Origin of the sequence: Pseudomonas caspiana, from assembly GCF_040224095.2 — a bacterium.
Lineage (GTDB): Bacteria > Pseudomonadota > Gammaproteobacteria > Pseudomonadales > Pseudomonadaceae > Aquipseudomonas > Aquipseudomonas caspiana.
This window is the reverse complement of sequence record NZ_CP167995.1, coordinates 4,864,031-4,877,977: the sequence shown is the minus strand read 5'-3', so window position 1 is coordinate 4,877,977 and position 13,947 is coordinate 4,864,031. Positions and strand designations below refer to the sequence as shown.

11 protein-coding genes and 2 pseudogenes are annotated in these 13,947 nt (G+C 56.5%); 4 read left to right on the top strand and 9 right to left on the bottom strand.

What is annotated here, in order from left to right; translation table 11 throughout:
* Positions 1–258: 258 nt before the first annotated feature.
* The 3 genes from ABRP31_RS22160 to bglX form a co-directional block, all read right to left on the bottom strand.
* Positions 259–1,587, bottom strand: coding sequence for a sigma-54 dependent transcriptional regulator (locus ABRP31_RS22160; RefSeq protein WP_349969734.1), 1,329 nt, complete (start codon positions 1,585–1,587; stop codon positions 259–261).
* Complete coding sequence (locus ABRP31_RS22155) at positions 1,581–3,350, bottom strand: ATP-binding protein (RefSeq protein ID WP_349969736.1); 1,770 nt, start codon at positions 3,348–3,350, stop codon at positions 1,581–1,583. The genes ABRP31_RS22160 and ABRP31_RS22155 overlap by 7 nt, the downstream gene beginning before the upstream one ends.
* Before the next feature lie 156 nt (positions 3,351–3,506).
* Entirely contained in the window at positions 3,507–5,816 is a 2,310-nt protein-coding gene (gene bglX / locus ABRP31_RS22150; protein WP_349969737.1) for a beta-glucosidase BglX, read from the bottom strand.
* Positions 5,817–6,185: 369 nt separating this feature from the next.
* Here bglX and ABRP31_RS22145 point away from each other — a divergent pair, with 369 nt between their 5' ends.
* The 3 genes from ABRP31_RS22145 (at position 6,186) to ABRP31_RS22135 (ending at position 9,113) form a co-directional block, all read left to right on the top strand.
* The gene (locus tag ABRP31_RS22145; RefSeq protein ID WP_349969738.1) at positions 6,186–7,403 is read left to right on the top strand and encodes an SAM-dependent methyltransferase; all 1,218 of its coding nucleotides are present in this window, start codon (positions 6,186–6,188) and stop codon (positions 7,401–7,403) included.
* A 205-nt stretch (positions 7,404–7,608) separates the two neighbouring features.
* A complete protein-coding gene (gene yiaY / locus ABRP31_RS22140) occupies positions 7,609–8,757 on the top strand; it encodes an L-threonine dehydrogenase (protein WP_349969740.1) in 1,149 nt (382 codons plus the stop codon).
* Between the two features lie 32 nt (positions 8,758–8,789).
* The gene (locus ABRP31_RS22135) at positions 8,790–9,113 is read left to right on the top strand and encodes a DUF2025 family protein (protein ID WP_349969742.1); all 324 of its coding nucleotides are present in this window, start codon (positions 8,790–8,792) and stop codon (positions 9,111–9,113) included.
* 165 nt (positions 9,114–9,278) lie between these two features.
* Here the strand turns inward: ABRP31_RS22135 and ABRP31_RS22130 are convergent.
* The 6 genes and pseudogenes from ABRP31_RS22130 to ABRP31_RS22105 form a co-directional block, all read right to left on the bottom strand.
* Positions 9,279–9,875: pseudogene (locus tag ABRP31_RS22130) on the bottom strand (methyl-accepting chemotaxis protein); the annotation flags it as partial.
* A 306-nt stretch (positions 9,876–10,181) separates the two neighbouring features.
* Positions 10,182–10,910 (bottom strand): annotated as a pseudogene (locus ABRP31_RS22125) (MCP four helix bundle domain-containing protein); the annotation flags it as partial.
* A gap of 269 nt (positions 10,911–11,179) precedes the next feature.
* Positions 11,180–11,422, bottom strand: a complete 243-nt coding sequence (locus tag ABRP31_RS22120; protein ID WP_087264754.1) for a pyocin activator PrtN family protein — start codon at positions 11,420–11,422, stop codon at positions 11,180–11,182.
* Positions 11,419–11,616, bottom strand: coding sequence for a hypothetical protein (locus ABRP31_RS22115; protein ID WP_087264753.1), 198 nt, complete (start codon positions 11,614–11,616; stop codon positions 11,419–11,421). Before ABRP31_RS22115 ends, ABRP31_RS22120 begins: the two co-directional genes overlap by 4 nt.
* Positions 11,617–11,718: 102 nt before the next feature.
* Entirely contained in the window at positions 11,719–11,970 is a 252-nt protein-coding gene (locus ABRP31_RS22110) for a DUF1654 domain-containing protein (RefSeq protein WP_087264752.1), read from the bottom strand.
* Between the two features lie 146 nt (positions 11,971–12,116).
* The gene (locus ABRP31_RS22105; RefSeq protein WP_349969745.1) at positions 12,117–12,824 is read right to left on the bottom strand and encodes a S24 family peptidase; all 708 of its coding nucleotides are present in this window, start codon (positions 12,822–12,824) and stop codon (positions 12,117–12,119) included.
* A 197-nt stretch (positions 12,825–13,021) separates the two neighbouring features.
* Here ABRP31_RS22105 and ABRP31_RS22100 point away from each other — a divergent pair, with 197 nt between their 5' ends.
* Positions 13,022–13,435: a hypothetical protein gene (locus ABRP31_RS22100; protein ID WP_349969746.1), complete on the top strand. Its 414-nt coding sequence runs from the start codon at positions 13,022–13,024 to the stop codon at positions 13,433–13,435.
* The last annotated feature ends 512 nt before the right edge of the window (positions 13,436–13,947 follow it).

The following is a 13,947-nucleotide window of genomic DNA, read 5'->3' as shown; positions in this document are numbered from 1 at the left end:
TGTGGCTATAGCAGGAGCTGTGCCATGTGAGAAAAGGTCGGTTTAGAGGGGATGGCGTTATCTGGATGAGCGGAAATCCGCTTATTGATGGTGTTGGGGTAGGCGGAAAGTTGCCGATAATTTCATCGCTAACGCGAATATTTGTAGGAGCTGCCGAAGGCTGCGATGGCGGTGTGTCAGGAAAAATGCATCGCAGCCTTCGGCAGCTCCTACAGGGACGGTGTTTTCAGATCGATCAGTGATGCCCTGGCTGCAGATCTACTCGACAAACATCTCGCGCAGCAACCCATGCCGTTGCATCTTCTCGTTCAAGGTGCGGCGCGGCAGCTGCAGTTCTTCGAGCACTGCTTTGATATCCCCTTTGTGCCGGGCCAGCGCGGCACGCAGGCATTGTGCTTCGAAGGCTTCCTGTTGGGCCGCAAGGGATTGTCCCGGATCGGTTGTGAATATCGGCGATGAAGTCAGGCCGAGAATTTGCCGCTCGGCAGCGTTAGCCAGTTCGCGAACGTTGCCGGGCCAGTCATGACTCAACAATTGGCCCAGCTGTGCGCCACTGAGTTCAGGTGCGCCGCGTCCCAGACGTTGCGCTGCCGCACTGGCGAAATGTGCGAACAACAGCGGGATGTCCTCACGGCGCTCACGCAACGGTGGCAAGCGCAATTCGGCCACCGTCAGCCGGTAGGCCAGATCCTCGCGAAAGCGTCCGGCGCGCGCCTCTTCCAGCAAGTCCGGTTTGGTGGCTGCGACGATACGCAAGTCGACATCAATGGGCTTGTTTGAACCCAGCCGCTCAAGTTTCTTGTCTTGCAGCACGCGCAGCAGTTTGACCTGTTGAGCCAGCGGCATGCTTTCGATTTCATCAAGAAACAACGTGCCGCCGTCCGCGTATTCCAGCTTGCCGATACGTTTGCCTTGAGCGCCGGTGAAAGCACCGCTCTCGTGGCCGAACAGTTCGGCTTCAAACAACTGCTCCGGGATCGCCGCGCAGTTGAGCGCCACAAAAGGCTTGTGCGCTCGAGGGCCGAAATCATGCAGGCAGCGGGCGACCATTTCCTTGCCGCTACCGGTTTCACCACGAATGACCACGTTAACCGGCAGTTGCGACAAGTCCAGTACCTGTCGCCGCAAGGTTTGCAGGCCGGGTGAAACGCCCAGCAGCGTGGCTTCCAGTTGAGTCCGGGTATCGGCCTGTTCGTGGAGGCGACGGTTTTCCAGAATCAGCTCACGTTTTTCCAGGGCGCGACGCAAGTTGCGCAACAGCACCTCGGGGCTGAAGGGTTTCTCGAGAAAGTCATATGCACCTTCGCGCATGGCATCCACGGCCATGGGTACATCGCCATGTCCGGTCAGCAAAATCACCGGCAGATCGGCGTCGATTTCCCGTAAGCGGCTCAATAACTCCATGCCGTTCATACCCGGCATGCGCACATCGCTGAGGATTACTCCGGGGAAATGCTCGGGCAGATTCGCCAGGCAGTCTTCAGCACGGCTGTAGACCTGAACATCGAAGCTGGACAGGCTTAGCCATTGCTCCACGGCTTCGCGAATCGGGGCTTCGTCGTCGACCACAATCACTGAGTTCAACATGCAGAATCAGGCTCCAGATAGTCATTGGGCAGGCTGAACCAGAACAGCGCGCCATTGTTCTGGTTTTCGGCGCTCAGCCGTCCACCCAACTCGTGGACGATGGCATAGGACACCGCAAGCCCCAACCCCAAACCATCGCCAACAGGTTTAGTGGTGAAAAATGGATCGAAGATATTCGCCAGATGCTCGTCTTCAATACCGCCGCCGCTGTCCGCCACGCTGATGAGCCAGCGCGTCTGCTCCGGATAGATACGGATTTCCAGGCGTTTGACGGGCTTGTCGCGCATGGCGTCCAGCGCATTACGCAGCAGGTTGATCAGTACTTGCTCCAGGCGGATCGCGTCGCCGCGTACCCAGGCCGGTCTCGTCAGGTTCAGGACGCAATCGACATGCTCGTCGCGTAATCGAGAGTCCAGCAACAATAAGGCTTGATCAACCACCGCCGCCAGATCGAGCCGTTCGCGCAAACCTCCGGGGCTTTTGCGGGCGAACGTTTTCAGGTGGCCAGTCAGCGCCTTCATCCGTATCAGCTGTTGATCCAGCGGCTCGAGGGCCTTGTAGGCGTCGTCGATACGGCCGTGATCCAGCAGCAGACGCAGCGTAGCCAATTGCATGCTTTGCGCTGTAAGCGGCTGGTTGATTTCATGGGCCAGGGCTGCGGACATCTGACCCAGCGCGGCGAGCTTGGTCGACTGCACCAGGCCCTCTTGTGCGGTACGCAGATCCCGAGTGCGCTCTTGAACCTGTCGTTCCAGTTCATCCCGGCTGCTTTCGCGCAGGCGTGCCAGACGCCAGCGCTGATAAAGAAACAACCCGAGAAACACTAGCGTCAGCCAGATGCCCGCGGCTGCCAGCGCTGCGTTTCGGGCATCCTCACTGGCCAGTTGCGGTTTGCGTAACAAGTGCAGGGTCCAGTTTTCACCGGGTAGCGGCATGGACTGCCACAGATAATCAGCCTTGCCATCCGGTCCATCGACTTGGGTCAGGTGGCTTTGCTGGTTGAATTCGCGCAGCTCAGTGCGTTGCAGCGGGGACAGCGGTTGTTTGTCGTACTGGCGAGTCGCGGACAGTTCGGCGCGATCTTGCGTAGTAATGGGCAGCAATTCGCGATAACGCCAAAGCGGCTGGCTAGCAATGAAGACGATGCCCTTGGCGTCACTGACCAGCAGCAAGTCTTCGCCCTTGGCCCACTCATGCTCAAGGTCGGGGAATTCCAGTTTGACCACCATGGCCCCCATGAACTCACCTGCATCGCCTGTTACCGCATGGGACAGGAAGTAACCGGGGATGCCGCTGGTCACGCCGACCGCGTAAAAGCGTCCGACGCCGGTGGCTTTGGTCTGCTGGAAATACGGGCGAAAAGCGTAGTTGTGACCCACGTAACTGGTCGGCAGCCGCCAGTTACTGGCGCCGATGGCCAGGCCATTGCGGTCCATTAATTCCAGGGTCGAGGATTGCGCTGCGCCGTTGATCTTTTCCAGTTTGCGGTTCAGGGCATCCTGGGACACGGCCGTAATCGGGCCATTCAGGGCGGCGCGCAATTCCGGGTCAAGGGCCAGGACTGCAGGCAGTGCGCGGTAGCGTTCAATCAGGGTATGCAGGGTGTTGGCGTAAAGCGAAAGCTGATCCTGCGCCCGTGCAGCATCTTGCTCTACGCCATGACGCTGCGCCTGTCGCATCGCCAACCCGGCCGAAACAGCAGCGCCCGCCAGGATCAGCAGGACATACAGCGTGATGCGCAGGGACCGGGAAGTGGAGGGCATGAGCAGGGCAACCAGGATTGCGCATTAGCTGGTTTGGAATGCTAACTCCTGTGGGAGCAAGGTTTGCCCGCGATAAGGACGCCGCAGATATCAGATCTATCGCGTCCAGTCTCATCGCGGGCAAGCCTCGCTCCCACAAGGGGAAGGCCGCGGTGATTACAACAAATTAAAGCTCGTTTCTTTAACCGTCGCAGAATCCAGGCCGATCATCAGCTTGAATTCACCGGCTTCAGCAGCGTATTTCAACTGTGGATTAAAGAACTTCAGGTCTTCTTCGGTCAGGGTGAACGTCACGACTTTTTCTTCGCCGGCTTTCAGCATGATTTTCTCGAAGCCCTTGAGTTCTTTGACCGGGCGGCTGATGGACGCAGCGACATCACGCAGGTATAGCTGAACCACGGTTTCGCCCGCTACCTTGCCGGTATTCTTCACGGTGACGCTGGCAGTCAGCTTGCCCTTTCGTGGCAGGTCTTTGGCGGACAGGGTGATGTCGGAAACATCGAACTGCGTGTAGCTCAGACCAAAACCAAACGGGAACAATGGGCCGTTGGTTTCTTCAAAGTATTGCGATGTGTAGTTGCCTGGCTTCTCCGGTGAATACGGACGCCCTGTGTTCAGGTGCGCGTAATAAATAGGCAACTGACCCACCGAGCGTGGGAACGACATTGCCAGCTTGCCGGACGGGTTGTAGTCGCCAAACAGTACGTCGGCCACGGCATTGCCGCCTTCGGTACCCGGGAACCAGGTTTCCAGCATCGCATCGGCTTGCTCGACTTCGTCGACCAGTGTCAGCGGACGGCCATTCATCAACACCAGTACCAGCGGTTTGCCCGTGGCTTTGAGTGCCTTGATCAATGCCTGCTGGGTGGCAGGGATGTTCAGGCTGCTGCGGCTGGCGGATTCATGTGACATGCCGCGAGACTCGCCCACTACTGCGACGATTACGTCGGCCTGTTCAGCGGTCTTCACCGCTTCGTCGAGCATTTCCTGAGCCGGGCGCGGGTCAACTTCTACTTCGTGTTCGATGAAGTTCAGGTAGTTAAGAATGTGCTCGTTATCGCTGACGTTGGAGCCACGCGCATAAAGCAGTTTTGCCTTGTCGCCGACGGCATTGGCCAGACCGTCATACACAGTGACCGACTGATTCGGGCGACCTGCGGCAGACCAGCTGCCGAGCATGTCCAGCTGACTTTTGGCCAGGCTGCCGATCACGGCGATGGTGCCTTCTTTCTTCAGCGGCAGGGTTTCGTTCTGGTTTTTCAGCAGCACCAGAGTCTTGCGTGCTACGTCGCGCGCTTCTGCGCGGTGCAGACGGTCGTCAGAGTAGGTGTCGGCCGGGTCCTGAGCGGCATCGCCGATGCGCAGGTATGGGTTGGCGAACAGACCCATGTCGTACTTGGCGCCCAGCACTTCGCGGACCGCGCTGTCGATTTCCTTCATGGAAACTTCGCCGCTCTTGACCAGACCTGGCAGTTCTTCACCGTAAGCCTTGTCGTTCATGCTCAGGTCAACGCCGGCCTTGATGGCCAGTTTTGCCGCTTCGCGGTAATCCTTGGCAACGCCGTGATCGATCAACTCCTTGATCGCACCGTGGTCGCTGATAGTCACGCCCTTGAAGCCCCAGTCCTTGCGCAACAGGTCTTGCAGCAGCCAGTTGTTGGAGGTGGACGGTACGCCATTGATTGAGTTGAGTGCGATCATTACACCGCCAGCGCCTGCATCAATACCGGCGCGATAGGGCGGCAGGTAATCCTGATACATGCGGTTCGGACTCATGTCCACAGTGTTGTAATCACGACCACCCTCGACTGCGCCATAAAGGGCGAAGTGTTTGACCGCTGCCATGATGCTGTCCGCAGAAGCGACATTTGCGCCCTGGAACGACTTGACCATTTCTTTGGAAATGCGTGAAACCAGATAAGTGTCTTCGCCAAAGCCTTCGGAGCTACGGCCCCAGCGCGGATCGCGAGAGATATCCACCATCGGTGCGAACGTCATGTCCAGACCGTCGGCACTGGCTTCGATAGCCGAAATGCGACCAGTCTCAGCAATCGCGGCCATGTCCCAGCTGGCAGCCATGCCCAGGCTGATCGGGAAAATAGTCCGATGGCCGTGGATCACGTCGTAGGCGAAGAACATCGGGATTTTCAGACGGCTCTTGGCAACTGCCGCTTCCTGAAGCGGGCGGTTTTCTGCGCGGGTGATGGAATTGAACGTGCCGCCAATGCGACCCGCAGCAATTTCCTTGAGAATCATCGGCTGCGGTACTTCCTGGCTGATGCTGATCAAGCGCAGTTGACCGATCTTTTCGTCGAGGGTCATTTGCTTCATCAAGTTGGCGATGAAGGCGTTTTTAGCTTGCAGCGTGGCCTGACTATTGGCGGCCGAGGCGTTGACATTGTTTGCAGCCAACGCTGGCTGACTGGCCAGACCGACCAGAAGACCGAGTAAACACAGCTTATTCATGAATGATTTCTCAAGGCTTTGCCCGCAACTCGCATTTAATAACAGGCAGCCATATTTTATGGGTTTAGACCTTTGGTATTACTTATCGGCCAGGACTGCAGATTGCCGCGGTACTTCTCATTGCGCTGAGTATCTATAGCGCGCAGGTTTTCGACATCTTGGCGTAGGCGACGGATTATGCAGGGGAACTTACGTTTTGGCTAAAGTCACTTTAGCCATTCGGAATCAAAAAGTAACAAACTGGCTACAGGCTCGCCAATCCGGCTTTATTCTTCCAGACCGGCGTTCATCAATTAATCCAACCTCCAGCGCCTTAACCCGCCTAAAATAGCCGCCTTTGCTATCAGCTCGTTTCCGAGGCGTTTTTCGATGTCAGTCACCGCTACTTCCACCCAGCCCGCGCCGGATCATCGTGCGCAGTTTTTGAGTCTGCTGGAAAACAGTCTTTCCCAGAACTCGTTCATCAAGCTGGTGCTGGCCAAGTACGTGGGCGCTGAAGCCGAGTTGCAGCGGGTGATCATCAAGGCGCTGACGGTCAAGGATCAGCCTTGCCTGTCCTTTGTGTATCGCTACAAAACCCGCGACATTACCAAGAACTTCCCATTGGTCGAGGCGGTGCAGGTCATTGCACAGCTATTGCCTGAGTCTTTCAAGAATGCGCACTTGCTGTCGTTGACCGATGAGGTCCAGCTGGAGTTCAGCAAGAAAGGCAAAAGCACGCTGTTCAAGAGCAAGGCGCAGCAGGAACGTGAAGCACCATCGGCAGGCCATGATCGGGAGAAGAAACGTTATCTGGAATTGACCCGACCGTTTCTGACTGACCTGGGCGTAACGAACAAGCAGCATGAGCTGATCCCGTCCATGTCGCGTAAGTGGAAGCAGATCAATAAATTCATTGAGGTGTTTTCCCACGCCCTGACGTCGTCGCCACTCAAGCTCGATCAGCCGATCAAAGTGGCGGACTTCGGCTCCGGCAAAGGTTACCTGACGTTCGCGATTCATGATTACCTGCGCAACACCTTGCAAGCCGAAGGGCAGGTCACCGGTGTTGAGCTACGCGAGGACATGGTCACGCTGTGCAACAACGCGGCGGTACGTCTTGAACATCCAGGGCTGAAGTTTGAGTGCGGCGACGTACGCAGCGTGGCGCCCAGTGCGCTGGACGTAATGATTGCGCTGCATGCCTGCGACATCGCCACGGATTACGCGATTCACATGGGCATCCGCTCCGGTGCGTCGATCATCATGTGTTCGCCGTGCTGCCATAAGCAGATCCGTCTGCAAATCCAGAGCCCGACGTTGCTGCGGCCGATGTTGCAATACGGTCTGCACATGGGCCAGCAAGCTGAAATGGTCACCGACAGCTTGCGTGCGCTGCTGCTCGAAGCCTGTGGTTACGAGACCAAGGTGTTTGAATTCATCTCGTTGGAGCACACCAATAAGAACAAGATGATTCTGGCCGTCAAACGCGCCGAGCCGCTCAAATCCACCGAGATACTGGCGAAAATCCAGGAACTGAAAGTGTTTTACGGTATTCAGGAACAATGCCTTGAAACCTTGCTGCAGGCGGATGGGTTTATCAGCTAAGACCCACTACCTGTAGGGGCTGACGAGCAGCGCGAGGCTGCGATGACGGTTTATCAGGCAGATCGCTATCGCAGCTTTGCGTTGTTCGCCAGTTCCTACAGGATCGCGCTCACAGCCCAATTCATTGAGCCAGATCAATTTCTCCTTCCTCGGCACGCGCATGCTGTAAGCATTCCCACGCAGGCGATTGCGCCGAGGTTCCATCATGAGCAGCACCTTCTTCATTCCCGCCGTGAACATCATGGGCCTTGGCTGTCTCGACGAGGCCATGCAGGCGATTCGTAAATACGGTTTTCTCAAAGCACTGATCGTTACCGATGCAGGCCTTGCCAAGGCAGGGCTGGCGACCCAGATCGCTGGTCTTCTGGTAGAGCAGGGCATTGACTCGGTGGTATTCGATGGCGCCAAACCCAACCCGACCGTCAGCAACGTTGAAAGCGGACTGGCCATATTGCGTGAGCGAGAATGCGATTTCGTGATTTCTCTGGGCGGCGGCTCGCCTCACGACTGCGCCAAAGGCATTGCGTTGTGCGCCACCAATGGCGGGCACATCAGTGATTACGAAGGCGTGGACCGCTCGAAGAATCCGCAATTGCCGTTGATTGCCATCAACACCACGGCGGGTACAGCGAGTGAGATGACCCGCTTTTGCATCATCACTGACGAAGTCCGTCACGTAAAAATGGCCATTGTAGATCGTAATGTCACGCCACTGCTGTCAGTGAACGACCCGGCGATGATGGCCAAAATGCCCAAATCGCTGACCGCTGCTACCGGCATGGACGCGCTGACTCATGCCATCGAAGCGTACGTCTCGACGGCCGCCACGCCCATCACCGACGCCTGTGCTCTAAAGGCGATGACGTTGATTGCCGGTTATCTGCGTCGCGCAGTGGACGATGGTTCCGACATGGAAGCGCGGGAGAACATGGCGTACGCGCAATTCCTCGCGGGCATGGCGTTCAACAATGCCTCTTTGGGTTTTGTGCATGCCATGGCACACCAACTGGGTGGTTTCTACGACTTGCCGCATGGCGTGTGCAATGCGGTATTGCTGCCTCATGTGCAGAGTTTCAATGCCGCGGTCTGCCCGGCTCGCCTGACGGATGTGGCGCATGCCATGGGGGCGGACATTCGCGGCCTGGCGCCGGAGGAGGGCGCCCGTGCCGCGATTTCTGCGATTCGTACGTTGTCCGGTTCCATCGACATACCGCCGGGGCTGACCGCGCTGGGCGTCAAGGAAGAGGACTTTCCGGTCCTGGCGGCCAACGCTTTGAAAGACGCCTGCGGCCTGACCAACCCGCGTCCTGCTGACCAGGCCCAGATAGAAGACATCTTCCGCCGCGCACTGTGATTGCTTCCCCACTCACTGGGGCAGGACTGCCGATGAAAACCACTTCCAGCGCTATTTGCGAAGCCGCCGACGACCTCGCCGGCTTCGTCGGTTACCACCACAAGGCACAGCGATACATCGTGCGCTTCAGCGAAGATTCGTTTGGTATGGACGTCAGTGATGACGGCATTATCCCGACCTGCGAGTTCGTCTGGATGGCCGCAGAAAACGATTTGATGACCCTCAGCCGTGAGCGCCTTCAGTTGCTTCTGGAGCAGAACATCGACGACCGCTTGCGCATCCGCGAGCCGTTGCGGGTGTACATGCGACGGCTGGATTTGCCGGAGATAGTGGTGGAGCGGCGGGTTAAGGTCTAGAGCTGCTTCCTTCGGACTGGAATGAATTTCCTGCAGGAGCTGCCGAAGGCTGCGAAGGCATTTATCCTGACTCGCCGCGATTCGCAGCCTTCGGCAGCTCCTGCAGGTCTTTCATTTTTTGCAAGACTGCGCCGTGCCTATGACACGGCGGCAGCATGATCATCCTCACATCTTGAAGCGCAATGCCAACTGATTCAGCCCCACTGCCAGTTGCGATAGCTCGCTGCTGGCAGCCGATGTCTGGTTGGCGCCTGCGGATGTTTGCAGGGACAGGTCGCGGATGCTGGTCAGGTTACGATCCACTTCCCGGGCAACCTGCGCTTGCTCTTCAGTGGCGGAAGCAATACTCATGTTGCGCTCGTTGATCTGTATGATCGCCGCCGTGATTTCAGCCAGTGCAAGGCCCGCTGCTTCAGCGACGTCAAGGCTGGCGCGTGCGCGTTCACTGCTGTGACCCATGGCGCTGACCGCTTTACCGGCGCCGTCCTGAATCGAGGCGATCATTTTTTCGATCTCGGCAGTGGACTGCTGAGTACGATGGGCCAGCGCCCGAACTTCGTCTGCTACTACCGCAAAGCCACGACCGGCTTCGCCTGCTCGTGCTGCTTCGATAGCAGCGTTGAGGGCAAGCAGGTTGGTTTGATCAGCGATACCGCGAATCACGTCCAGCACGCCGCTGATGCCTTGCACCTGTACGGCCAGACCGTCGATCTCGACCGCGGTGACACCTACTGCCTGATGCAGCTCATTAATCACGCTCACGGTTTCGCCGACACGCTTGCTGCCGTTTTCTGCCGACTGGCTCGAATCACGCGCAGCAGTGGAAGCCAGCGAAGCGTTGCGTGCTACTTCTTCAACCGCCGCACTCATTTGATTAATGGCTGTGGCAGCCTGATTGATTTCGTCGTTTTGACGCTGCACGCCACGCAACGAGTCCTCGGTAACGGCGGTCATCTCTTCGGAGGTCGATGCCAGTTGCGACGAGGAGTCGCCCAGCTCTCCCAGTGTACGACGCAGGTTTTGTTGCATTACCGATAGTGCTTGTAGCAGGCGGCCCGGCTCATCCTTGCCGTCCACATCAATTGGTTTGCTGAGATCGTTGGCGGCAATTTGCTGGGCAACCATGAGGGCTTTTGCAATGGGCGCGGTCAGGCTGCGAGTGAACAGCGCGGCCAGAACCAGCGTGGCAATCAGCGCTACGAGAATGGCGATGATGGTGACGTTGCGGGACTGGGCATAGTTCTGGTCTGCAATGGCGTCTGACTCTGCAATCTTGAGGTCAAGAAGGCGGGAAATCTCAGCGATGTCTTTACCCAGTCGGTCAGCAGCCTGAGTCATTTCGCCGCCGCTGACAGTCAACGCCTTGATAACGTCTTCACGTTGTTGGCTGACGGCCTCCAGAAAGCGTGTATGCACGGCCAGATAGGCCGTCATGTCCGCTTCCATGGCGACGTAAGTCTGTTTTCCGGCCGCAGTCGTCAGCAAGGGTTTGAGCTTGTGTATGTCGGTCTCCAAACTGCTGCGTGCCTGACTGATCCGTTCGCGGGCTCTGTCTGCGTCCTGAGCACTTTGTGCTGCACGCAGACCGGTGTTACCAAGCCGGATGGTGATCAGGTCGTTCTTGATCTGCTCGACGGCCTGGACGGTGGGCAATATGTTGTCCTGAAGGGTTTCTCGTGATTCTTTCAGGCCAATCGATTGTTGCAGCGAGAACAGGCCCAGGGCTGTGATCAGCAGGGCAAAAAAGCCAAAGCAGATTAGCAATCGGGGGGCGATATTGAGGTTTCTCAGATTCATGCGAAGGGCCTGTCGAGGGAGGAAACGTTAGTAGCCTATCGACGTTAAACGTTTCACCTTTAGACCGCGTAGCCGATTATTTTGAAATATCCAGTAATTAGTTTGAAAAAGCCTTAAAAATCAGTGCTGTTCTCCAAAAGTATCGATTTAGACATGTCGCGGTAAATTTTGAGTTTTATGATTTTTGCTAAAAAATCATATGTGGATCTTCGGCCGTTGCTTTTCAGGCATCAAATCAGTGCCGCTGTCTGGCAGCGGCAATTTTCTGCTCACGCCGCCTGTAACTGGTCTTGAGCATCCAGATAGTCCGCGAGGTTGTGCAAATACACCACTGGCTGACCTTTATTGGAGCCACCCAGGCGAGTAACTTTCAGGGCAATTGCGCCACTGCTGATCTTGCGCATCAGGTAGCGATCGCTCGAAATATGAGAGAAATACCGCTCTCTCACGGCGCTCAGCGTTGGGCAAGGGGTGGCAAATTCGGACCGCAGTTGATTGAGGGTCTGACTCATGCTGCGTCACCTCCCCAAGGGTTGGATTGATCCGCAGTGGCAAAGGCAGGATTGACCTGATCGCGACGATTTTTCGGAGTAATGATCAGCAGCAGGCCGACTTGCTGCTGGATAGTCCGGATTGCAGCAGGACTCGAAGCGGCTGCCGGATGCAGGTACACCAGGCAGCGAGGGTGATGCTTTGGGTTCTTCATGGCTCGTACTCGGTAATGAATGGGTACGAGATTAAATTAGCAATAGCTAAATATTTATACAATAGCGTTTGCTAAATATTTCCTGGCGTTTGAATAAATCATTCAGTCCTGAGCCGGCACGTCCCAGAACACGCGTACGGAGCCGTCGTCCTGAAGGGTTGCGTACACGCCATCCGTCTCGGTGATGGCATCAATGATTTGATCCCAGTCCTGCTGAGATTCGTCTGGTGCCTTGTAGACCAACGCCGCATGTTCCTTGCGAGCGGCGGGTGACGTAATGATTTTCTGAAGGCGTGCGCCTAGCAGTTCGAGCGATGTAGGGGGGACGAGGGCCCTGGTTTGCGTCTTGGACATGTGATCCTCCTTGGTGTTATGTATATACATACAGTAATTATTGAGGGGCAAAACGGCAAGGTAAAAGAGTACGTGTGTACTCCTTTTTCGTTTGGGCGTAAAAAAGCCCGCAGGAGCGGGCGTGTTTTTTAGCTTGGTTCAGAGCCTCAAAGTTTCCTGGCATTCCACACGAGCAAGACCCTCGCTTGAATATGGATTTTTTCCAGATCGGCCCCGTCGATCATGATCGGCGGGTAAACGGGATTGTCCGAGATCATTCGTAGTGCGCCCCCGGTCATCCGCTGAAGCCGCTTGATGAATAGGTCGCCGTCAAGGGTGAACACGTAAACCGCGTCGGTGCGGATTTCGGTGATTCCCCGGTCCACGAGCAGCGAGTCGCCGTCGCGAAAGGTGCCCTCCATACTGTCGCCATCACCGGTGATGATCGCCAGATTTTCAAGACTGGAGTACGGCACGCCCTGGGTTTTCAGCCAATCAAGGTGAACGGTCATCTCGCGAATGACTTCAACCTGATTTTCCGGAACCAGACCGTAGCCCATCGACGCTGCGACGTTGAGGTGCGGAATGGTGATAAACCCCAAGGTTTCCATGACTCTTTTAGTGTCGACGGCAGCCACGGCTTTTGGCGCTGTGCCCTCAAGCAGATCGCTTGTCTCTGGAGCAACCAATGTGCCTGCGGGCAGATCAATTTTGCCCTCAAGGGTTGCAGCCGCTTTCTCGCCCAGCTTTCGATGGCCGTTCAACAGCTGCGATAAATAAGACGCGTCCAGACCGAACTGGTTGGCGAAGTCTTTCTGGGTGAGTCCAGCCATAGCATGGCGAAGGGCTCTAAGGCGTTGTTCGTAGATATCCATGGCTCAATCATCGCTTTGCGTTAGCAGACAGTAAATTACATTTTGCTATTGATGTAAATATTAGCGATTGCTAATCTTCTTGTTCGTCCCACGGGTTTACGACGATTTGCCTGACTTCGGTCAGGTCGATCAATCACGCCTTGGGTTTTTCGCAATGCCAGCTTCGCGGGCATTGAGCTGATGTAGAGGGAACAACAATGATCAAGGAAATTGAAAAGCTGATGGTGCATTGGGGCGAGCAGACCCGTGAGCAAGGTTTGGGTGGTGGTTTAGGCAGCCAGTTGGGCGCATTGATCGAGTGGGGCGGGGCACCGCCGCGCAGCACACCGGGCTCGCGCATTCTTGCAGGCGGCACTGGCATGGACACCATCGCCACCGCGATAGATCGCGCCGTTGCGCAATTACAGCGCACACCCGGCCAGGCGGCTTTAGCCAAGCTGGCCACGCAACGCTACTGCGAGTTGGTACCGGTGCGCGAACAGATGCGCACCGCAGGGATTGCCGAAGGGGCCGACCGAACCTATCGCAACTGGGTACAGCGGCTGCATGAGCAGGTGATGGCGATTGTAATGGTGAGTTCGGGCAAGCGTGGGTTGGCTTCCAGCAAGTGACACATGCAGAACCTGATTTGAAATTTATTTCCCGTAGGAGCGTACGAGCAACGCGAGGCAGAGATGGCGGTGTGTCAGACAGAACGCCATCGCGGCCTCGCGTTGCTCAACAGCTAAATACTGAATTGAAATGCGTTTTCTGTAGGAGCTGCCGAAGGCTGCGAAGCATCTCTTCCGGTACACCGCGATCGCAGCCTTCGGCAGCTCCTACAGATCCTGTGTTTACTTCGCGACAGCTGTGTCATCCGTTTGCCGAGCCTTCAAGTGACGATCTGGCAACCATTCGTCGAGCGACTTTGTCGTGTTCTGGTCACATTCCTGTCGTGTTCCGGTCGCATGTGAACCTCCTCAAAATCGCCTCTTCCCATGCTTTCCGGCGGCAGGTACAAAGGCGGCACGATCTGAGATTTACGCCTGAGGCAGCAACGGCCAGGCAGGCTTTTGCAGCCCTATCATCAGGCCTTTTAAAGGCAGTCACCCACCCCGCTTCGGCGGGGTTTCTTTTTCCCCCT

What these genes read in the sequence shown, in the direction of transcription:
- ABRP31_RS22160 (WP_349969734.1), bottom strand. Translation starts at nt 1,587, where the DNA reads ATGTTGAACTCAGTGATTGTGGTCGACGACGAAGCCCCGATTCGCGAA.
- ABRP31_RS22155 (WP_349969736.1), bottom strand. Translation starts at nt 3,350, where the DNA reads ATGCCCTCCACTTCCCGGTCCCTGCGCATCACGCTGTATGTCCTGCTG.
- bglX (WP_349969737.1), bottom strand. Translation starts at nt 5,816, where the DNA reads ATGAATAAGCTGTGTTTACTCGGTCTTCTGGTCGGTCTGGCCAGTCAG.
- ABRP31_RS22145 (WP_349969738.1), top strand. Translation starts at nt 6,186, where the DNA reads ATGTCAGTCACCGCTACTTCCACCCAGCCCGCGCCGGATCATCGTGCG.
- yiaY (WP_349969740.1), top strand. Translation starts at nt 7,609, where the DNA reads ATGAGCAGCACCTTCTTCATTCCCGCCGTGAACATCATGGGCCTTGGC.
- ABRP31_RS22135 (WP_349969742.1), top strand. Translation starts at nt 8,790, where the DNA reads ATGAAAACCACTTCCAGCGCTATTTGCGAAGCCGCCGACGACCTCGCC.
- ABRP31_RS22120 (WP_087264754.1), bottom strand. Translation starts at nt 11,422, where the DNA reads ATGAGTCAGACCCTCAATCAACTGCGGTCCGAATTTGCCACCCCTTGC.
- ABRP31_RS22115 (WP_087264753.1), bottom strand. Translation starts at nt 11,616, where the DNA reads ATGAAGAACCCAAAGCATCACCCTCGCTGCCTGGTGTACCTGCATCCG.
- ABRP31_RS22110 (WP_087264752.1), bottom strand. Translation starts at nt 11,970, where the DNA reads ATGTCCAAGACGCAAACCAGGGCCCTCGTCCCCCCTACATCGCTCGAA.
- ABRP31_RS22105 (WP_349969745.1), bottom strand. Translation starts at nt 12,824, where the DNA reads ATGGATATCTACGAACAACGCCTTAGAGCCCTTCGCCATGCTATGGCT.
- ABRP31_RS22100 (WP_349969746.1), top strand. Translation starts at nt 13,022, where the DNA reads ATGATCAAGGAAATTGAAAAGCTGATGGTGCATTGGGGCGAGCAGACC.